The sequence below is a fragment of the Macrococcus animalis genome (genome assembly GCF_047425875.1).
Taxonomy (GTDB): domain Bacteria; phylum Bacillota; class Bacilli; order Staphylococcales; family Staphylococcaceae; genus Macrococcoides; species Macrococcoides animalis.
Genome location: NZ_CP179727.1, coordinates 105,760 through 128,147, shown reverse-complemented (window position 1 = coordinate 128,147; position 22,388 = coordinate 105,760). Strand labels below are relative to the sequence as shown.

18 protein-coding genes and 2 pseudogenes are annotated in these 22,388 nt (G+C 34.3%); 19 read left to right on the top strand and 1 reads right to left on the bottom strand.

Going from position 1 to position 22,388, the window contains the following annotated elements; translation table 11 throughout:
• Nucleotides 1–51 precede the first annotated feature (51 nt).
• The 17 genes and pseudogenes from tsf (at nt 52) to rbfA (ending at nt 19,296) form a co-directional block, all read left to right on the top strand.
• On the top strand, nt 52–936 hold the full coding sequence (tsf, locus tag ACMGE9_RS00615) for a translation elongation factor Ts (RefSeq protein WP_414044418.1): 885 nt from the start codon (nt 52–54) through the stop codon (nt 934–936).
• A gap of 206 nt (nt 937–1,142) precedes the next feature.
• Entirely contained in the window at nt 1,143–1,865 is a 723-nt protein-coding gene (gene pyrH, locus ACMGE9_RS00610; RefSeq protein WP_414043326.1) for a UMP kinase, read from the top strand.
• A 44-nt stretch (nt 1,866–1,909) separates the two neighbouring features.
• Nucleotides 1,910–2,467 carry a ribosome recycling factor gene (gene frr / locus ACMGE9_RS00605; protein ID WP_414043325.1) on the top strand — a complete coding sequence of 186 codons (558 nt, stop codon included), beginning with the start codon at nt 1,910–1,912 and terminating at the stop codon, nt 2,465–2,467.
• A gap of 134 nt (nt 2,468–2,601) precedes the next feature.
• Entirely contained in the window at nt 2,602–3,357 is a 756-nt protein-coding gene (locus tag ACMGE9_RS00600; protein ID WP_414043324.1) for an isoprenyl transferase, read from the top strand.
• Nucleotides 3,358–3,367: 10 nt separating this feature from the next.
• Nucleotides 3,368–4,159 (top strand): phosphatidate cytidylyltransferase, encoded by a 792-nt coding sequence (locus ACMGE9_RS00595; protein ID WP_414043323.1) that lies wholly within the window; start codon nt 3,368–3,370, stop codon nt 4,157–4,159.
• A 186-nt stretch (nt 4,160–4,345) separates the two neighbouring features.
• On the top strand, nt 4,346–5,482 hold the full coding sequence (locus ACMGE9_RS00590) for a 1-deoxy-D-xylulose-5-phosphate reductoisomerase (RefSeq protein ID WP_414043322.1): 1,137 nt from the start codon (nt 4,346–4,348) through the stop codon (nt 5,480–5,482).
• A 1-nt stretch (nt 5,483) separates the two neighbouring features.
• The gene (rseP, locus tag ACMGE9_RS00585; protein ID WP_414043321.1) at nt 5,484–6,764 is read left to right on the top strand and encodes an RIP metalloprotease RseP; all 1,281 of its coding nucleotides are present in this window, start codon (nt 5,484–5,486) and stop codon (nt 6,762–6,764) included.
• A gap of 135 nt (nt 6,765–6,899) precedes the next feature.
• Nucleotides 6,900–8,606, top strand: coding sequence for a proline--tRNA ligase (locus ACMGE9_RS00580; protein WP_414043320.1), 1,707 nt, complete (start codon nt 6,900–6,902; stop codon nt 8,604–8,606).
• A 73-nt stretch (nt 8,607–8,679) separates the two neighbouring features.
• Nucleotides 8,680–12,987 carry a PolC-type DNA polymerase III gene (locus tag ACMGE9_RS00575; RefSeq protein ID WP_414043319.1) on the top strand — a complete coding sequence of 1,436 codons (4,308 nt, stop codon included), beginning with the start codon at nt 8,680–8,682 and terminating at the stop codon, nt 12,985–12,987.
• 113 nt (nt 12,988–13,100) lie between these two features.
• Complete coding sequence (rimP, locus tag ACMGE9_RS00570) at nt 13,101–13,568, top strand: ribosome maturation factor RimP (protein ID WP_414043318.1); 468 nt, start codon at nt 13,101–13,103, stop codon at nt 13,566–13,568.
• A gap of 13 nt (nt 13,569–13,581) precedes the next feature.
• Nucleotides 13,582–14,646 (top strand): transcription termination factor NusA, encoded by a 1,065-nt coding sequence (gene nusA, locus ACMGE9_RS00565; protein ID WP_414043317.1) that lies wholly within the window; start codon nt 13,582–13,584, stop codon nt 14,644–14,646.
• A 9-nt stretch (nt 14,647–14,655) separates the two neighbouring features.
• Entirely contained in the window at nt 14,656–14,943 is a 288-nt protein-coding gene (gene rnpM, locus ACMGE9_RS00560) for an RNase P modulator RnpM (RefSeq protein ID WP_414043316.1), read from the top strand.
• Nucleotides 14,940–15,272: a YlxQ family RNA-binding protein gene (locus ACMGE9_RS00555; protein WP_414043315.1), complete on the top strand. Its 333-nt coding sequence runs from the start codon at nt 14,940–14,942 to the stop codon at nt 15,270–15,272. The genes rnpM and ACMGE9_RS00555 overlap by 4 nt, the downstream gene beginning before the upstream one ends.
• Nucleotides 15,265–15,439: pseudogene (locus tag ACMGE9_RS00550) on the top strand (translation initiation factor IF-2 N-terminal domain-containing protein); the annotation flags it as partial. The gene ACMGE9_RS00555 and the pseudogene ACMGE9_RS00550, both read left to right, overlap by 8 nt.
• Before the next feature lie 233 nt (nt 15,440–15,672).
• A pseudogene (gene infB / locus ACMGE9_RS00545) lies at nt 15,673–17,439 on the top strand (translation initiation factor IF-2); the annotation flags it as partial.
• 240 nt (nt 17,440–17,679) lie between these two features.
• Complete coding sequence (locus tag ACMGE9_RS00540; protein WP_414043314.1) at nt 17,680–18,585, top strand: nuclease-related domain-containing protein; 906 nt, start codon at nt 17,680–17,682, stop codon at nt 18,583–18,585.
• A gap of 366 nt (nt 18,586–18,951) precedes the next feature.
• A complete protein-coding gene (gene rbfA, locus ACMGE9_RS00535; RefSeq protein WP_414043313.1) occupies nt 18,952–19,296 on the top strand; it encodes a 30S ribosome-binding factor RbfA in 345 nt (114 codons plus the stop codon).
• A gap of 159 nt (nt 19,297–19,455) precedes the next feature.
• Here the strand turns inward: rbfA and ACMGE9_RS00530 are convergent, their stop codons facing one another.
• Nucleotides 19,456–19,683: a hypothetical protein gene (locus ACMGE9_RS00530; protein ID WP_414043312.1), complete on the bottom strand. Its 228-nt coding sequence runs from the start codon at nt 19,681–19,683 to the stop codon at nt 19,456–19,458.
• Nucleotides 19,684–20,402: 719 nt separating this feature from the next.
• On the opposite strand from ACMGE9_RS00530, the gene truB reads away from it, so the two are divergent.
• Nucleotides 20,403–21,302 (top strand): tRNA pseudouridine(55) synthase TruB, encoded by a 900-nt coding sequence (gene truB, locus ACMGE9_RS00525; RefSeq protein ID WP_414043311.1) that lies wholly within the window; start codon nt 20,403–20,405, stop codon nt 21,300–21,302.
• 66 nt (nt 21,303–21,368) lie between these two features.
• Nucleotides 21,369–22,313, top strand: a complete 945-nt coding sequence (locus ACMGE9_RS00520; protein ID WP_414043310.1) for a bifunctional riboflavin kinase/FAD synthetase — start codon at nt 21,369–21,371, stop codon at nt 22,311–22,313.
• Nucleotides 22,314–22,388 lie beyond the last annotated feature (75 nt).

Genomic DNA, 22,388 nt, shown 5'->3' with positions numbered 1-22,388 from the left:
ATTGTTTAGTATTATTATATTGTAAAAACACAAATTCTTTGGAGGTATTATATAATGGCTATTACAGCACAATTAGTTAAACAATTACGTGAAAGAACTGGCGCAGGTATGATGGACTGCAAGAAAGCATTAACTGAAACTAACGGAGACATCGATGCAGCTGTTGATTACTTACGTGAAAAAGGTATTGCTAAAGCAGCTAAGAAAGCTGACCGTATCGCTGCTGAAGGAACTACTTACGTAGCTTCAAAAGGAAACGATGCAGTATTATTAGAATTAAACTCTGAAACTGACTTCGTTGCACGTAATGAAGGCTTCCAAGCTTTAGTTAAAGAAATCGCAGATCATATTTTAGCAACAAAACCTGCTGATTTAGATGCTTTAATGGCGTCTGAAATCGAAGCTGGTAAAACTGTTGACTTCAAAATGAATGAAGCAATTTCTACTATCGGTGAAAAATTAACATTACGTCGTTTCGTATTAGTATCTAAAACAGATGCTGACACATTCGGTGAATACTTACACATGGGCGGACGTATTGGTGTATTAGCATTAGTTGAAAACTCAACTGACGCTGAAGGTGCTAAAGACGTAGCAATGCACATCGCTGCTTTAAACCCTAAGTTTGTATCTCGTGAACAAGTTTCTGCTGAAGAATTAGAGCACGAAAAGAACGTATTAAAACAACAAGCATTAAACGAAGGTAAACCTGAAAATATCGTTGAAAAAATGGTAGAAGGTCGTTTACGTAAATATTTAGAAGAAATTTGTGCAGTGGATCAACCATTCGTTAAGAATCCAGATCAAACTGTTGCTGAATTCTTAAAATCTAAAGGTGGCACTTTAAAATCATTCGTACGTTACGAAGTTGGAGAAGGTATCGAGAAACGTCAAGATAACTTCGCTGATGAAGTAATGGGTCAAATGGGTAAATAATAACAAATTAAGACACTTCGGTGTCTTTTTTTATACATAAAGAATAAATGTGAGGTTTATTCTAATAATCATTTCATTCAATATTAATTATTGTTATAATATTTGTAGTTTTGTGTATAATAGAAAATAAGAGTTAATACTTAAACGTGTTAATGAATAGATAAGATAAAAATTGCATTAATACAATTGAAGGGCGGAGTTTATAAATGAAAGATGTATCTAAATACAAACGTGTTGTATTAAAATTAAGTGGTGAAGCACTTGCTGGGGAAACTGGCTTTGGTATTAATCCATTCGTTATTAAAAATATCGCTGAACAAGTTGCTGAGGTAGCTAATATGAACTGTGAAGTAGCAGTTATTGTTGGTGGGGGTAACATTTGGCGTGGAAAAACAGGTAGTGACTTAGGAATGGATCGTGGCACAGCGGACTACATGGGAATGTTAGCAACAGTAATGAATTCTTTAGCCCTACAAGATTCATTAGAACAATTAAAATGTGATACGCGTGTATTAACATCAATCGAAATGAAACAGGTTGCAGAACCTTATATTAGACGTCGTGCGATTAGGCACCTTGAAAAAGGACGTGTTGTAATCTTTGCTGCGGGTATTGGTAATCCATACTTCTCTACAGATACAACTGCAGCATTACGTGCAGCTGAAATGGAAGCAGATGTAATTCTAATGGGTAAAAATAATGTTGATGGCGTGTATTCTGCTGACCCGAAAGTGGATCCTAACGCTGTAAAATACGAAAAATTAACTTACATTCAAATGCTACAAGAAGGTTTACAAGTTATGGATTCAACTGCAAGCTCATTCTGTATGGATAATGATATACCATTAGTCGTATTCTCAATTATGGAAGATGGTAATATTAAACGTGCAATTATGGGTGAAGAAATTGGTACAACGATTACAAAATAATTTGGTATAATAAATTCAATCATTTATATAAAAGGAGATTTAACATGACGACTGAAATTATTAATGACTTAAAGTCAAAAATGGAAAAAAGTATTGAAAGTTTACAACGTGATTTTGCTGCAATACGTGCTGGACATGCGAATGCGAACCTTTTAGAGCGTGTTACTGTAAACTATTATGGAGCGGATACACCGGTACAACAATTAGCTGGTATTTCTGTGCCAGAACCAAGAATGTTATTAGTAACACCTTATGATAAAACATCGATTGATGATATCTTAAAAGCTATCAACATGGCAAACTTAGGTGTTAACCCAACTTCTGATGGTAATGTTATCAGAATTACTGTACCCGCTTTAACTGAAGAACGTCGTAAAGAATTAGTAAAAGAAGCGAAAAAAGAAGCAGAAAATGCAAAAGTTGCAATTCGTAATATTCGTCGTGATGCAAATGATGCTTTAAAGAAAGCTGAAAAAAATGGTGAATTAACTGAAGATGATTTGAAGTCATTCACTGAAGATGTACAAAAACAAACAGATAACTATATTAAAAAGATTGATACATTAACGACTGAAAAAGAAAATAGTATTTTAGAAGTTTAATACACAAAAATTAGACTGAGGAAAGTAGATTTCTTTTTCTCAGTCTTTTTTTATGCTTTTTTATGTATAACCATGTTAGTATCTTTGTTTTATGATAGAATATATAAATAATGTTTTGAGTATTGGAGGACATCATGATTCCTTTTTTTAATAAGAAAAAGAAAAATAATAAAGAATCACATATACATATTGAATCGGTGCCTAAACATATTGCCATAATTATGGATGGGAATGGTAGATGGGCGAAGCAACGTAAAATGCCACGTATTAAAGGCCATTATGAAGGCATGCAGACGGTTAAAACAATTACACGTCATGCGAGTGACATTGGAATTAAGTATTTAACATTATATGCTTTCTCAACAGAAAATTGGTCTCGACCTAAAGATGAAGTTAATTATCTAATGAAATTACCTGGTGACTTTTTAACGACTTTTTTACCCGAATTGATTGAGAAAAATGTTAAAGTTGAAACAATTGGTTTTATTGATCAATTACCAGAACATACGCGTAAAGCAGTGTTAGAAGCAATTGAAAAGACAAAAGATAATACAGGTTTGACATTGGTATTTGCACTGAACTATGGTGGACGTAAAGAGATTGTTTCAGCAGTACAATTAATTGCTAAACGTTATAAAGACAACGAACTCGAGCTAAGTGAAATAACTGAAGATAGTTTTGCGGAATATCTATTTACAAAAGAAATGCCAGATCCAGAATTATTAATTAGAACTTCTGGTGAAGAACGATTAAGTAATTTCTTAATATGGCAATCATCGTACAGTGAATTTGTGTTTGTAGATACTTTATGGCCAGACTTTGGTACTGCTGAATTAGATAAATGTATTGAAACATACCATAGCCGACATAGACGTTTCGGTGGATTATAAGGAGTAAACAATGAAAACAAGAACGATTACCGCAATCATTGCGATGGCAATTTTCTTGCCAGTTGTTATATATGGTCAGTTACCGCTGCTCATTATGGCATATTTACTAGCAATTGTTGCTTTAAAAGAAGTATTAAATATGAAAAACATTAAACTATACTCTTTACCTGGGATATTCAGTGTCGTGGCGCTTTGTTTAATTATGTCACCTCAAAAGAGTGATCTTGTTTCGCTAGATTATCAAGTGCCATTCTTAATATTAATGAGTTTAATTATGTTGAGTTATACAGTGATGTCGAAGAACAGGTTCAATTTTGTTGATGCAGCATTTTGCATGTTAGCTGTTGCGTATGTTGGGATTGGCTTTATGTATTTTTATGAAACACGTGCAGCTGAAAATGGTCTAGTCTTCATATTATATGCACTACTTGTTGTGTGGGTTACAGATACAGGTGCTTATATTTTTGGTAGACTATTTGGTAAAAATAAATTATGGCCAGAGATCAGCCCAAATAAAACGATTGAAGGATTTGTGGGTGGTATCGCTTGTAGTACGATTATCGCAGTTATATTTAGTTTGAACTACGACATGCCGCTATCTATGTTACTTTTAATTTTAGTTACTTGGTTGTTTAGTATGTTCGGTCAATTAGGTGACCTTGTAGAGTCTGCATTAAAACGTCATTTTGATGTAAAAGACTCAGGTAATTTGTTACCAGGACATGGTGGTATTTTAGACCGTTTTGACTCATTCATTTTTGTTTTACCATTAATGAATATATTTTTAATAAATTTTCAATAGGAGAGGCTGTTGAACTTGTGTTCAGCCCTAAGCAAAATAAGAAACTCAACTGTAAGTCGCTATTTGACTTAGGTTGAGTTTTTTTGTCTAAAGTGCTACAAGCTTTTCTTTTTAGTCATCAAAAGTAGGAGTTAAAAAAATTTTGTGATAGAATTAAACTAATACATTTTAGAATAAGGTGAAGACATGAAACATATAGGAATATTAGGAGCAAGTGGCTCTGTTGGGATGCAAGGAATAGACATTATTCGTGAACATGCAGATAGCTTTAAACTAGTAAGCTTTGCAGTAGGTAAGTCTATTGATATAGCACAACGCATTATTGATGAGTTTAATCCAGAGATCTGTTGTATTCAAAATGAGCATGATATGGATAAACTTAATATAAATGGGAACCAAACAAAAGTAGTATTTGGTGACCAAGGATTATTAGAAGTTGCAGGTTATGAAAAAAATGATGTTTTACTGAATTCAATTTTAGGTAGTGTGGGTTTACGACCAACATTACATGCGATTGATAAGGGGATAGATATCGCCCTTGCAAATAAAGAAACATTAGTTGTTGCAGGTGAAATTGTAATGCAACGTGCAAAAGAGAAAGGTGTTAACATTCTTCCAGTTGATTCTGAACATTCAGCGATATTCCAATGTTTAAACGGTGAGAATGTAAAAAATATTGAGAAGTTAATCATAACAGCAAGTGGAGGATCATTTCGTGATTTAACACGTGAGCAATTAAAAGATGTTACTTTAGAAGATGCACTTAACCATCCAAACTGGTCAATGGGTAAGAAGATTACGATTGATAGTGCGACAATGATGAATAAAGGTTTAGAGGTCATAGAGGCGAAATGGTTATTCGACTTACCAGTTGAGCGAATTGAAACTATTTTGCATAAACAAAGTATTATACATTCAATGGTTGAATTTAATGATACGAGTGTGATAGCGCAACTGGGAACGCCGGATATGCGTATGCCAATACTGTATGCATTTAGTTATCCTGAACGTATGCAAAGAAATGCTGAACGATTGAATCTAGCTGATATAGCAACGTTAGATTTTAAGGCAATGGATTTAGAACGCTTTAAGTGTTTAGCATTAGCATATCGTGCGATTGAAATAGGTGGCACGTTACCAGTTGTTATGAATGCAGTTAATGAAGTAGCAGTCCAATTATTTTTAGATGGTAAAATAACATTTTTAGAAATCGAAACATTAATCGAACGTGCAATGGATGAACACGTTGTGATTCAAAACCCAGATTTAGAAACCATATTAGCAATAGATGCAGACTATAAATCAAGGAATTACGAGGTGTAACATGGGAATTATTGCTTTTATTATTATATTCGGTTTACTGGTAACAGTGCATGAATTCGGTCACTTATTATTTGCAAAACGTGCAGGAATAATGTGCCCGGAATTTGCAATAGGTATGGGACCGAAGATTTTCTCTTATAAAAAAAATGAAACACTGTATACGATTCGTTTATTACCAGTTGGCGGTTACGTACTAATGGCGGGTAGTGGGATGGAACAAAATCCAATTACTGAAGGCATGTCCGTTAATATAAAGCGCAATGATACAGGCGAAGTAACACATGTTCTATTAGATGATCAGCACCAGTTTCAACAAATCGAACAAGTTGAAGTATCAGAATCAGATTTCGAAGATGCGTTATTTATCGAAGGAATCAATCAATATACAAATGAACGAGTACGTTATAACGTTGCACATGAAGCATACTTTGTACGTGAAGGTGATTTAATTCAGATTGCGCCACGTGAACGACAGTTTAAGAACAAAAAACCTTGGCCAAAATTTTTAGCGTTGTTTGCAGGACCATTGTTTAACTTTATTTTAGCGTTTGTGTTGTTTTTAGGATTAGCATTTATGATCGGAGCGCCGACTCCAACCATTAATGAAGTGGCTAAAGATAGTCCAGCACAAGAAGTTGGATTGAAACAAGGAGATACAATCAAGGAAATTAACAACGAAGAAATAAAGAGCTTTAAACAAGTGAAAAGTATCTTAGATCAAAATGGTGGCGATGTAATCAAACTTACAGTTGACCGAGATGGTCGTGAAAAGGTATTTAATTTAAAACCAAAATTATTTGAGCAAGAAGTTAGTAAGGGTAAGAGTTTAAAGCAATATGTGATTGGGTTTAATCCTGAGTTTGGCGGGAGCGTTCTAGATAAAATTATGTATGGAATTAATATGACCATCGATGGCGCCACAAAAATCTTTACTTTGTTAGGGATTATGTTTGCATCAATCTTTAATGGTACATTTTCATTTGATATGTTAAATGGACCTGTTGGTATTTATAAGAATACTGAGAAAGTTGCGAGTATGGGAATCGAAACATTAATTGGATATACTGCGATGCTTTCGGTGAACCTAGGTATTATGAACTTATTACCAATTCCAGCGCTTGATGGTGGACGTATATTATTCGTTATTTATGAAGCAATATTTAGAAAGCCAATCAATAAGAAAGCTGAGATGTACATTTTAGCTGCTGGAGCGATTTTTATTTTCTTTGTAATGATTATGGTCACTTGGAATGATATTTCTCGTTATTTCTTAAATAATTAATAGCATCCGACTTCGGTCGGATTTTTTAAAGTTTTTAATCACTCATATTTATGTTATGTCAACTTAATTTTTTGTTTATCAATTGCTCAATTTATTATATGATATATGTATTATCAAAAATTTTTGGAGGTTGCTATGAAACAGAGTAAAATGTTTATTCCAACATTAAGAGAAGTACCAAATGATGCGGATTCTAAAAGTCATCAATTGTTACTTAAAGCAGGTATGATCAAACAAGTTGCAAGTGGGGTTTATAGTTACCTTCCGATTGCGAAACGTGTGCTAAATAAAATTGAAGCGATTGTACGTGAAGAGATGGAAGCCATTGATGGTGTTGAAATTTTAATGCCAGCTTTACAGCCTTCAGAATTATGGTCAGAGTCAGGTCGTTGGCAAAATTATGGTGCTGAGTTGATGCGTATGACAGACCGTCATGGTCGTGAATTTGCTTTAGGACCAACACATGAAGAAATTATCACTTCTTTAGTACGTGACGAATTAAAGTCATATAAGAAATTACCTGTGACTTTATTCCAAATCCAAAATAAATTCCGTGATGAGAAGCGTCCACGTTTCGGTTTATTGCGTGGTCGTGAATTCATTATGAAAGATGCATATAGTTTCCATGCGACAGAAGAAAGTTTAGATGAAACTTATCAAAATATGTATGATGCATATTCAAAAATTTTCTCGCGTGTAAATTTAAATTTCCGCCCGGTAATTGCGGATAGTGGTGCTATTGGTGGGAGTCACACACATGAATTTATGGCACTAGCTGAAATCGGGGAAGATACAATTTGTTATACAGATGAAAGTGATTACGCTGCAAACATTGAAAAAGCTGAAGTGAAGTATGTAGCGAATGTAGAACATACGGAGATAAAAGTTTTAGAAAAAGTGCATACTCCAGGAGTTAAAACTGCACAACAACTAGCAGATACTTTGAATAAGCGTTTAGACGAAATAGTGAAATCTATGATTGTTAAAGTAGATGAGCAATACGTCATGTTTTTAATACGTGGTCATCATGAACTAAATGAAGTTAAAGTTAAATCTTATTTTGGTACTGAAACAGTTGAAATGGCGACTGAAGATGAAATTGTAGCTATTTTAGGTGCTACACCAGGTTCTCTTGGGCCAGTTGGCGTAGATAAAATTGAAATTTATGCAGATAATAGTGTTCAAGATTTAAATAATTTAGCTGTTGGCGCGAATGAAACAGAATATCATTATATCAATGCTAACTTAGAGCGTGACTTTAAGGTGAAAGCTTTTGATGACTTTAGATTTATTCTAGAGGGAGAAATGGCAGCTGACGGTAGTGGACCAATTAAGTTTGCAGAAGGCATTGAGATTGGACAAGTATTTAAATTAGGAACAAAATACTCTGAATCAATGAATGCTACATTCTTAAACGATCAAGGTCGTGCTGAACCAATGATTATGGGATGTTACGGTATAGGTGTATCTCGTACATTATCTGCTGTAATTGAGCAACATCACGATGATAAAGGTATTATATGGCCGACTTCAATAACTCCATTTGAAATTCATATTATTACAGCAAATGCGAAGCAAGATATTCAACGTGAACTTGCTGATCAATTGTATGATGCATACAAGAAAGACTATGAAGTATTATACGATGACCGTGTAGAACGCGCGGGTGTGAAGTTCAACGATGCTGATTTAATTGGTGTGCCTGTTCGTGTTGTGGTTGGTAAACAAGCTGCAGAAGAAATCGTAGAAGTGAAGAATCGCCGTACAGGTGAATCATTCGATGTACCTGTTGCAGAACTAGACGAAAAAATTAAAGCAATCTATGCGTCATTTGAACACTAATTTGATATAATAAAAAGACTAATAAGTGTGGGACTTTTGTCTCACGCTTTTCATTTTGACAGGGTGGTTGTAAATGACATTAACACATAACGAAAAATTTAAAGTACTACTTACGCAGTTAGGTATAACTGACTTATTTGAAAGTAGCATCATTGAAAATGCTGAATTATCACGCATTGATATATCTAAAGCAGAACGTAAATGGCATATGTACTTTGTATTCCAAGAGCATTTACCGTTTCAATTATTCAATATGTTAAGTAGTAAGATGAAAGAACATTTCGCACATATTGCAGACGTTCAATTTGAAATTAATGTAACGGACGATAGTCGTTTAACAGAACGTATAATAGAATATATCCCATATGCAATCGACCAAACAGCAATGAGTCCAAGTTTGAAAGGTCAGCTTAAGAATAAAAAATATACTTTTTCTGGTAACATATTAAAATTTCAAGTAGTGAATGAAATAGAACAAAATCACTTTGAAAAATCTTGCAATGGTAGGTTGTTAGCTACTTTTAAACAGGCAGGTTTTAATATGCAGCAAATCATTTTTGAGACGAGCGATGATGACCAAATACGTGAACTTGCCTCACTTGAAGCACATATTCAAGAGGAAGAAGCTCAACAAAGTGTGATATTACGAGAAAAAATGGTTGAACGTGAAAAACAAAAAGCTGAAAGTGTTTCTGAAGAGATTGCAAATTGTTCAATTGGTAAAAAGATTCAAGTTGAATCTATTAAACCGATTGATTCGATTATAGAAGAAGAATTTAAAGTTGCGTTAGAAGGTGTCATTTTTGATATCGAAATTAAAGCACTGAAAAGTGGTCGCCATATCGTACAATTAAAGATTACTGACTATACTGATTCACTTATTTTAAAAATGTTTACGCGAAAAGGTAAAAATGATTTAGATCATTTATCGTCTTTAAAAGTAGGTGACTGGGTGCGTGCACAAGGACGTATCGAGCAAGATACTTTTATTCGTGATTTAGTTATGATGATGAGTGATATTGAGAAAATTAATAAATCAGCAAAACAAGATAAATCAGAGAACAAACGCGTTGAATTTCATTTACATACCGCTATGAGTCAAATGGATGGTATTACGCATATAAGTCGATATGTTGATCAAGCAGCAAAATGGGGACATAAAGCAATTACAATTACAGACCATAATGGTTGTCAAGGTTTTCCGGATGCCCATGCCGCTGCAAGCAAAGCAGGCATTAAAATGATCTATGGTATTGAAGGTATGTTAGTCGATGATGGGGTCGCAATTGCATATAAACCACAAGACATAGATTTAAAAACAGCAACATATGTCGTTTTTGACGTTGAAACCACAGGTTTAAGTTCACAGTACGATAAGATAATTGAACTTGCTGCCGTTAAAGTGAAAGACGGGGAAATAATTGATAAGTTCGAGCGATTCAGTAACCCTGGAGAACGTTTAAATGAAACTATAAAAAATTTAACAGGTATATCTGACGATATGTTAATCGATGCTCCACCAATTGAAGACGTGTTAAATGATTTTAGATCTTTTGTAGGCGATGCGATATATATTGCCCATAATGCTAGTTTTGATATGGGTTTTATCGATACAGGATTTGAACGATTAGGATATGGTGCGACTACTAACGGAGTTATAGATACTCTAGAATTATCACGTACTATCAATACAGAAATGGGGAAACACGGACTAAACTTCCTAGCAAAGAAATACGGAGTTGAACTGACACAACATCATAGAGCGATATATGATGCAGAAACAACTGCGCATATTTTCATGAAAATGTTAAAGCAACTTGAGCAGTTAGGTGTTACCAATCATAAAGAGATTGATTCTAAGCTAAGCAATCAAGATGCATATAAACGTGCACGTCCAATGCATGTGACGTTAATTGTCCAAAATCAAACAGGACTAAAAAACTTATTCAAGATTGTTAGTGAATCAATGGTACATTATTTCTATCGTACGCCGCGTATACCTAGGTCTTTACTGATAGAAAATCGAGAAGGTTTACTTGTAGGAAGTGCTTGTGATAACGGAGAAGTATTTACAGCGGTTATGCAAAAGGATCAAGAAGAAGTGGAACGTATTGCAAAGTTTTATGACTTTCTGGAAATACAACCGAAAGCATTATATCAGCATTTATTAGAACGTGATTTAATTCGTGATAATGAAACGATGGAAGAAATTTATGACCGAATCATTCGTGTGGGTGAAAAGTTAGATATACCGGTTATTGCTACTGGTAATGCCCACTATTTACATGAACATGAAAAGCCAGCACGTGAAATTTTAATCGCTTCTAATCCAGGTAACCCTTTAAATCGTCAAACTTTACCAGATGCTCATTTTAGAACTACGGATGAAATGTTAGATGCCTTTCATTTCCTAGGTACAGAAAAGGCGTTTGAAATTGTTGTAACCAATACGAATCAATTAGCGGATACAATTGACACAGTAATTCCGATTCGAGATGAATTGTATACGCCGACGATTGAAGGTGCTAACGAAGAAATTCGAGAAATGAGTTATAACAGAGCACGAAGTATTTATGGAGAAGAATTACCAGAAATTGTGGTTGCACGTCTAGAAAAAGAATTAGATAGTATTATCGGAAATGGATTTGCGGTAATTTATTTAATTTCACAAAAGCTTGTTAAAAAATCTCTTGATGATGGGTATCTTGTAGGGAGCCGAGGATCGGTGGGTTCAAGTTTTGTTGCTACAATGACTGAAATAACTGAAGTTAATCCATTACCACCACACTATATATGTCCAAAATGTAAAACAAGTCACTTTTTTGAAGATGGTAGTGTTGCTAGTGGTTTTGATTTACCAGATAAGAAATGTCCAACATGTGATGAACCTTATATTAAGGAAGGACAAGATATTCCTTTTGAAACGTTTCTAGGATTTAAAGGTGATAAAGTACCTGATATCGATTTAAACTTTAGTGGTGAATATCAACCAATTGCACATAACTATACAAAAGTGCTATTTGGTGAAGATAAAGTTTTCCGAGCAGGAACAATAGGTACAGTAGCTGAAAAAACAGCATTTGGTTATGTGAAAGGATATTTGAATGACTCTGGTATACATAAACGTGGTGCTGAAATCGATCGATTAGTTAAAGCGTGTACGGGCGTTAAACGTACGACTGGTCAGCATCCAGGAGGGATTATTGTTGTCCCTGAGAATATGGATATATATGATTTTACGCCCATTCAATTTCCGGCAGACCAACAAGATTCAGCATGGAAGACGACGCATTTTGATTTTCACTCTATCCATGATAATTTGTTGAAACTTGATATTCTTGGACACGATGATCCAACGATGATTCGTATGTTACAAGATTTATCGGGCATGGATCCAAAGACGGTTCCAGTTGATGATAAAGAAACAATGAAGATATTCTCAAGTCCAGAATCACTAGGGGTTTCAGAAGAAGATATCCTATGTAAAACCGGAACTTTAGGTGTGCCCGAATTTGGAACAGGTTTCGTTAGACAAATGTTAGAAGATACGAAACCTTCCTCATTTAGTGAACTTGTTCAAATTTCAGGATTATCTCACGGTACAGACGTATGGTTAGGTAATGCACAAGATTTAATTAAATCTGGAACTTGTGATTTATCTGGGGTAATTGGTTGTCGTGATGATATTATGGTGTATTTAATGTACGCAGGGCTTGAGCCCTCACTAGCATTCAAAATTATGGAGTCCGTTCGTAAAGGGCGTGGTTTGACTGAAGAATTTGAAGTAGCAATGATGGAAAACAATGTCCCAGCTTGGTATTTAGATTCATGTAAAAAGATAAAATACATGTTCCCAAAAGCCCATGCGGCAGCGTATGTATTAATGGCTGTACGTATTGCATATTTCAAAGTCCATTATCCTTTATTCTATTATGCAAGTTACTTTACTGTGAGAGCTTCTGACTTTGATTTACTGACTATGGTGAAAGATAAACATACGATTAAAGCAACAGTTAAAGATTACTATGCGCGTTATCATGATTTAGGAAAAAAAGAGAGAGATGTATTAACTGTTCTCGAAATTACAAATGAAATGGCACAACGAGGGTTTAAAGTACAGCCGATTTCTTTAGAAAAAAGTACTGCATTCGAATTTATTATTGAAGATAATACATTAATACCACCATTTATCTCGGTACCTGGTTTAGGTGAAAATGTTGCGAAACGTATAGTTGCAGCGCGTGAAGAAGGGCCTTTCCTATCAAAAGAAGAATTGAACAAAAAAGCGGGAGTTTCACAAAAGATAATCGATTATTTAGATGAACTCGGAAGTTTAAATGATATGCCAGACAAAGCTCAGCTTTCAATTTTTGATTTATAATTATTTGAGTTGTATGCGTAATTGTGTTATTATTACAGTGTTAAAGAAAATACTCTACATGCGAAAAGAGTGGGATATCCCGCTCTTTTCTTAAGTTTTGTGAGGAGGATCATATGTCAAAGATTACTGAACGTGTTGAAACAATCGTAACCCCTATTGTTGAATCTCTAGGATTTGAGTTAGTAGATGTGGAGTACGTTAAAGAAGGACCAGACTATTATTTGCGTATTGCAATTGATAAACCTGGAGGAATTGATATTGCTGATTGTGCATTGGCAAGTGAAAAGATAAGTGAAGTGATGGATAAAGAAGATCCGATTACAGAAGCTTATTTTATGGATGTATCATCACCTGGTGCTGAACGTCCTTTAAAGAAAGATAAAGATTATCAAGATGCTATTGGTAATAACATTTACGTAAAACTTTATGAACCTATTGAGGGTGATAAAGAGTGGATTGGTATTTTAGACGATGTAACTGATGAGTTTATTACGATAAGTGCAAAAATTAAAACACGTACAAAAGTTATAGAAATTGAACGTAAAAAAATTGCAAAAATTCGTCGTGCAGTCGTTTTATAATTTGGAGGATAACATGAAAAAGAATAATGAATTATTAAATGCTATTGATTATCTTGAAAAAGAAAAATCGATTCCTAGAGAAGTATTAATAGAAACAATTGAAGCAGCATTAATCACAGCATACAAAAAAAATTATAATTCTGCGAACAACGTTCGTGTTGAGTTAAATATGGATAACGGAGTTTACCGTGTGTATTCTCGTAAGGATGTTGTTGAAGAAGTCATGAATCCGCGTGATGAAGTTAGTCTAGAGATGGCGTTAGAAACGAACCCTGCTTATGAAATTGGTGATATATTTGAAGAAGACGTAACTCCAAAAGATTTTGGACGTGTATCAGCACAAGCAGCGAAGCAAGCAGTAATGCAGCGATTAAGAGATGCTGAACGTGGTATTTTATATAATGAGTTTATCGACAAAGAAGATGATATCATGACAGGTATTATTGACCGAGTAGATCACCGATATGTATACGTTACTTTAGGTAAAACAGAAGCTGTATTATCTGAAGCAGAACGTAGCCCGAACGAAGAATATCGTCCAACTGAGCGTATCAAAGTATATGTTAATAAAGTTGAACAAACTACAAAAGGTCCACAAATATTTGTTTCTCGTAGTCATCCAGGCCTATTAAAGCGTTTATTTGAACAAGAAGTTCCCGAAATTTTTGACGGAAGCGTTGTAGTGAAATCCGTTGCCCGTGAAGCAGGAGACCGTTCTAAAATTAGTGTTTACTCTGAAAATCCAGATATTGATCCAGTAGGAGCATGTGTTGGCACAAAAGGTGCTCGTGTTGAAGCGGTCGTTGACGAATTATGTGGTGAGAAAATTGATATTGTTGAATGGAGTGCAGATACAAAAACATTCGTAAAGAATGCATTAAGTCCATCTCAAGTCGTTGACGTATTAGTTGATGAATCAAACCAATCAACAACAGTAATTGTACCGGATTATCAATTATCACTTGCAATTGGGAAAAAAGGACAAAACGCAAGGCTTGCTGCGAAATTAACAGGCTGGAAAATTGATATTAAATCTGAGACAGATGCAAAAGAAGCAGGCATTTATCCAGTAGAATAGGTGACGATTATGAAACAAAAAAAAATACCTATGCGCAAATGTATTTTAAGTAATGAAATGAAGCCGAAGAAGGAAATGATTCGTGTCGTTAAGACTAAAGAAAACGATGTATTTGTAGATTCAACAGGCAAACAAAATGGTCGAGGTGCATACGTCTCTATGGATTTGGAAATTGTTGAATCAGCACGTAAGAAGAAAAAGTTAGAGCAATTTTTCGAGTGTGATAGTGATGCGATGAATCCAATTTATGATGAGATTATTCGTTTAATTTATAGAGAAATGATACCGAAACGATGAATAAACAAGATAAATTATTTAATTTGTTAGGCCTTGCGATGCGTGCAAGAAAACTTGCAACAGGTGAAGAACTCGTTATCAATGAAGTAAGAAGTAAGAAATGTAAGTTAGTCATTCTAGCGACAGACGCTGGACCAAATACAACGAAAACTGTCACGAATAAATGTAATTCGTTCAATGTGCCTTTGGTGCACTTTGGAACGCGTTATGAGCTAGGCTATGCAATTGGTAAAGCAGAACGCGTTACTATTGGTATACTAGATGCTGGATTTGCTAAGTCTATCCAAGCCCTCATTCGTGACATTAATGAGGAGAGAACCTATGAGTAAAAAGAGAATATACGAATATGCAAAAGAAGTAAAATTAAAAAGTAAAGATATCATTGATGAACTGAAAAAAATGAATATCGAAGTAACAAGTCATATGCAAGTTATTGAAGATAAAGAAATTAGTGCGTTAGATAAAATATATAAAAAAGATCAAGTGAAGACTGAACCTAAAGCAGAAACAAAACCTGCAGCAAAGCCTGAAGCGAAAAAAGAACAAGCAAAGACTGAAACAAAAGCAGCTGATAAGCCTGCTGCAAAACCGGCGCAAAAACCACGTCATAATAATAATCATCGCCCAGGCAGTAATAATAAGCCAGGTACTGGTGGACCGAACCGTAATAAAAAAGGTAAGGGTAAAGGAAAACCGAAACCAGAACCAATTGTACAAGCACCAGTTGTGAAAGAAACGCCTTCTAAAATTACGTATGAAGAGGGTATTACAGTTGGAGAATTAGCTGAAAAATTAAACAAAGATGCATCTGAAATCGTTAAAAATTTATTTATGGTGGGTATTATGGCGAACATAAATCAACCATTAAATCAAGATGCAATTGAATTAATCTGTTCAGAGTATGATGTGGAAGCAGAATTAGAAGTTGTTGTAGATGTAACGGATTTAGAAACTTACTTTGAAGATGTTGATGCTGATCCAGAAGACATCATCGAGCGTCCTTCAGTTGTTACAATTATGGGTCACGTAGACCACGGTAAAACAACCTTATTAGATTCAATCCGTAATACACGTGTAACAGCTGGAGAAGCTGGAGGTATCACTCAACATATAGGTGCATATCAAATCGTTAATGAAGGTAAAAAGATTACTTTCTTAGATACACCAGGACATGCGGCGTTTACAACAATGCGTGCACGTGGTGCTCAAGTTACTGATATTACAATATTAGTGGTCGCAGCTGATGATGGTGTTATGCCTCAAACAGTAGAAGCGATAAATCATGCGAAAGCAGCAGAAGTTCCTATTATTGTAGCAGTAAACAAAATCGATAAACCGACAGCAAATCCTGATCGTGTTATGCAAGAATTAGGTGAGCACGGATTATACCCTGAAGATTGGGGTGGGGACACAATCTTCGTTCAGTTATCTGCAATTAAAGGTGATGGAATCGATGAGTTATTAGAAATGATCTTACTTGTTTCGGAAGTTGCTGAATTAAAAGCAAACCCTAAACGTACAGCAATTGGAACAGTTATAGAAGCTGAATTAGATAAATCACGTGGACCAGCAGCATCTTTATTAGTACAAGATGGAACACTTGAAATTGGTGATTCAATTGTAGTAGGTAACACCTTTGGACGTGTACGTGCAATGGTGAATGATTTAGGTAAACGTATCAAAACTGCAGGACCATCGACACCGGTTGAAATCACTGGTTTACAAGATGTACCTTTAGCAGGAGATCGCTTTGTTGTATTTAAAGATGAAAAACGCGCTCGTCGTATTGGTGAAGCACGTCAACAACAAAATATATTAGCTCAACGTCAAGAAAGTCAAAAAGTTTCACTAGATAATTTATTTGAACAAATTAAACAAGGTGAAATGAAAGATTTAAATGTAATTATTAAAGGTGATGTACAAGGTTCAGTTGAAGCTTTAGCAGCATCATTAATGAAAATTGATGTTGAAGGCGTTAATGTTCGAATTATTCATACAGCAGTAGGTGCTATTAATGAGTCAGACGTTACATTAGCATCTGCATCTAACGGTATCATTATCGGATTCAATGTGCGACCTGATGTAAACGCGAAACGTGCAGCAGAAGCAGAAGGTGTTGATATGCGTTTACACCGTATCATCTATAAAGTTATTGAGGAAATCGAACAAGCAATGATCGGAATGTTAGATCCTGAATTCGAAGAGAAAGTGATTGGACAAGCAGAAGTACGTCAAACAATCAATATCTCTAAAGTCGGTACAGTTGCAGGTTCATACGTAACTGATGGTAAGATTACACGTGATTCACAAGTCCGTATCATTCGTGATGGAATTGTCGTATACGAAGGTCAAGTTGACGCATTAAAACGTTTCAAAGACGATGTGCGTGAAGTGGCTCAAGGTTACGAATGTGGTATCACAATCGAAAACTTTAACGATGTTAAAGAAGGCGACATCTTCGAAGCATTCGTGATGGAAGAGATTAAGCGTAAATAATACATTTCTAGCACTCACATAATTTGTGTGAGTGCTTTTTTATTTGAGAAAATAAAATTATTGTTATACACAATTTTTGTATATAACTTTGTAGAATTTTAAAAATGGCTACGATATTTTGCAGTTTTTGAATTATGGATTTGTAAGTGCATATTGATGAATAAAATGAATCTATTTTATACATTTTCGGTAGGTTGCACTGTATTTTAAGATGTTTTATATTCATTTTGAGGTGATAATTTGTTTATAAAAATAGCAGCGAAACCACCGCAACTTGTATATTTAGAAGAGGTTCATGGGCGCACGCACATGACTGAGACAGATAGAAGAAAATATTATAATTTAAAAATTGGTTATGAAGGTGAAAAGAAAGTTTATGATTATTTGAATCAATTTAAGCAGGGCGTTTGTATATGGGATGTTCGATTAGATATTAGTGGAGAGATTCAATATGATTTCTTTGTGATTGTTAATGGAATAATATTTGTGTTAGAAATTAAGAATTATTACGGGAATTATACATATAAAGATGGTAATTTGAAAAGTGAAAGTGGTTTTGTTAGTCGAGATGTATTTTCCCAGTCGAGCAACGAACGAGATAAGTTCGAAGCATTTTGCTTTGAACATAACATCCACTTTAAAATTGTAAATGAAGTTGTATTTGTAAATGAAAATTTTAAAGTGATAAATAATGTTGAGGGGATAAAGTTTCATAATATGATTGCTATTGAAAATCTTGCTAAATATATGTGCAGTTTTGAAATTACTGATGAAGATATTGCAATAGCCGAGCTGATTATTAAGCATCATATTGAAAAATCTAAAAATGAACAGAAGGATTATTATCCATATGACAAAATGACACGAGGGTTGAAATGTCCGGAATGTCATAGATTTTTGAAGGTGGAGCGAAGCGCGAAGAGACAAATTGTTTGTAGTTGTGGACATAAGATGAGCAAAACAGAAGCGATATGTGAAGCATTTGAAAAAATTGAGATGCTGAAACGTGATAGTGTGACCGCTACAGAAGTATGTGAATGGGTAGATATTAGTACTACAAGAATAAGAAAGGTTTTAAATGAATATTGTTATAAAATTGGTGAAAATAAAGGACGTAAATATAAAAGTAAAGATAAGAGGTTGTGATATTTAGTTGATATCGCAACCTCGGAAGTGAATGTGGTTCAGAATAGGTATGAGGTTGTGATATACGGTTAATATCGCAACCTCGGAAGTGAATCAGGCTCAATATAGGTATAAGGTTGTGATATACGGTTAATATCGCAACCTCGGAAGCGAATGTGGTTCAAAATAGGTATGAGGTTGTAATATACGGTTAATATCGCAACCTTGGAAGTGAATCAGGCTCAATATAGGTATAAGGTTGTGGTATACAATATATATCGTAAGATCAACACTCATTACCCCTTATACACCCCTTCAATTGACATCCACCCCGCACCCACGTATAATTAACACTATTCTATAGACATTAAATGAGGTGAAACATATATGAGTTTAAGAAGCGAACGCGTTGGTCAACAGATGAAGAAAGAAATTAGTGAGATCATCAACCAAAAAATCAAAAATCCTAATGTTGGGTTTGTAACTGTTACTGAAGTTGAAGTAACTGGTGACTTATCTTTAGCTACTGTATACGTTACTGTATTAGGTGAAGAAAAAGACCGTAAAAAATCTTTAGAAGGATTAGAAAAATCTAAAGGTTTCATTAAGAATGAGATTGCTCAACGCATGGACTTACGTATCGTTCCAGAATTAAAATTTCAATATGATGAGTCTATCGATTACGGTAACAAAATCGAGCGAATGTTAGCAGATTTAAATAAAGGACATTAATTAGACAAATCACACTTTTTCATGAAAACTAATTTTATTTTTTTATTTTAAAGCCATGCATATTATATGTGTGGCATTTATTTTGCGATTAACACAACTAACAACAAACTACAATATATAAAAAAAAGTTGTAGTGTCTTAGAATCGGAATTTGAAATGTTAATATAGAGTGTATTCTTGAACAAACGTTGTCCCTTTACTTTCCACTGTGAAATCATAAATTTTAAATCCATCCTTTACATATGCATATTTGAAGTTAACTAATCCATACTTGTTAAGAAACAATAAATTTTTAAATTCTTTTAAATCTACAATTTTGACTTCACTATATAAATCTTTTTTTATTATCATATATAAAAACTCTTCTAATTCTTTGCAAGTAATCATTGCGACACCTCTTAACGGTTATATTAATTCTCAATGTAACAATTTTATCAGATTTATTTATTGATTTTAATATTTTTGGAAAATTGTCATTTAAATTACATATATAGTGATTTTTCTTCCGATATAATAATTAGGGGATTACAAATATATATATAAGTTCATTGGTCTATTTGTACATGAAGATTTTTATTTTCAATATGATATATTTATTAGTAAGTGGGATCTTGTTTTAATAAATATTAATAAACTAATAGTAAGAGGTGTTTATTTTGGTAAAGAAAAATTATAGTGTAATTGATAAAATTAAGGTGTTCTTCTATGTGATATGGAAAAGTATTAAACTTATATTTGATGTAATGATGTGGCTACCTTCTAAGATTTTTACGTATTTTTAGTAAATGAAAACAAATGCACGGTGTATAAAGTACATCAGAATTAAATGATAAACAGGAGTACGAGGCATTAGCAAACAAACGTGATGTAAATAGCGAATCACAAATGTTTAATTTCAAGTCGCTCTGAACAGAAAATCAGACTCCAATTAAACAATGAACGCTAGTTAAAAACTAAGGATAACTTTGTTAATAAAATACAAATCATAATAAATTGATTAAATATCCCCTTTATATGCTCATGAAATAGCTGGTTTTGAGTTAATATGATATAGTGAAAAAATATAACCTTAATTAATCAAGAGTTTACTGAAAGGGTGCTTATTAATGGACGGAATTTTAGCTATCAATAAACCACGCGGTATGACGAGTCATGATGTGGTTTTTAAGCTGCGCAAAATATTACAAACAAAAAAAGTAGGACACACTGGGACGCTTGATCCGGAGGTGAATGGTGTATTGCCAATTTGTATTGGTCGTGCAACCAGAGTAAGTGACTATATGATGGATTCAGGAAAAACGTATATCGCTGAAATCACACTGGGCACTCAAACCACAACTGAAGATCAAACGGGTGATGTCATTGCTACTAATATAATAGAAGAGAATCAATTTACAAATATACAAATCGACACAGCATTAATTAAACTCACAGGTGAAATTGAGCAGACACCACCAATGTTTAGTGCTGTTAAAGTGAATGGTCGTAAACTTTATGAATATGCGCGTGAGGGTAAAGTGATTGATAGACCGTCGCGCAAAGTTCGAATATACAATATCACACGGACTTCACAACCAACATACCATGACAACCAGGTTACTTTCGAAATTATCGTTAATTGTGGTAAAGGAACATATATTCGAACGCTAGCGACTCAAATCGCTGAACAATTACATACGATTGGTCATATGTCTAAACTTACGCGTACTGAAAGTGGTGGATTCACACTCGAACAAAGCTATACTTTAGAAGACCTAAAAGCGATGCCACACGAATCAATTCAATCAATTCTTCATCCACTTGAAAAAGGGCTCACACACTTACCACACCACGAAGTAGATGCGGATACTGCACAACGTATCATGTGGGGACAAAAATTAAAAGATATTACACCAGTAATTACAGAAGAAACAGTAATGACACATCACAATAAAGCACTAGCGATTTACATGCCACATCCAGACCATCTAAACGTAGTTAAAGCACGTAAAGTTTTTACTGATTGAGCAACACGTATAACAAACCTATCAAAAAATGATACACTTAAGAAAAACAATTTCAGAGGTAAACTTATGATAACGATAGAAATGAACCAACCGATAGAAGCACATTATAATCATCCGGAATTAGCACTTGCTGTTGGCTTTTTTGATGGATTACATTTAGGACATCAAGCAGTTATTAACGAAATGATCAAAATCGCTAACGAAAAAGAATTAAAAAAAGCGGTCATGACGTTTGACCCACATCCGTCAGTCGTACTAAATCCTGAAAAAAAACGTACTGATTATCTTACACCATTACAAGAAAAGAAAAATATATTAGAACATTTGGGTATTGATTATTTATTTGTTGTTCCATTTACTTCAACATTTGCCAAAATGGAAGAACAAAAATTTATACAAGACTATTTCACACATAACAAAGTAAAACATGTTATCGCTGGATTTGATTTTTCGTATGGTAAATTTGGAAAAGGCAATATGCTAAAACTTGAGACAGACAAAAAAGGTTTCGAAGTCACTGCAGTACCTAAACAAGCATTAAACAATGAAAAAATTTCAACAACTCAAATACGTGAAGATTTAAAAATGGGAGCAGTTAAACACGCGAATGCTCAACTTGGACGAGCCTATAAAATAACAGGGCTTGTTGTTCAAGGTGAGAAACGTGGTCGAACAATTGGCTTCCCAACAGCTAATGTCATGCCGAATGAAGATTTCGTGCTACCTAGACTTGGTGTTTATGCGGTCACTTTAAAACGTGAATCAACAGGCAAAACATATCAAGGTGTTTGTAATATAGGTGTAAAACCAACATTCCATGATCCAGACAAATCACAAGTTTCTATTGAAGTGAATATTTTTGACTTCAATGAATCGATTTATGGTGAGCGAGTTGAAGTAGATTGGCATGACTTTATTCGTCCCGAACAAAAATTTGATGGTATTGATGCGCTAATAAATCAAATTAATCATGATAAACAAACAGCAATCGATATTTTGGCGACATTATAACTTGCAACTTTAAAGAAACATGATATAATAATCAAGTACCTTTCCTTGGTATTGAGACACTCCGACTCATACTCG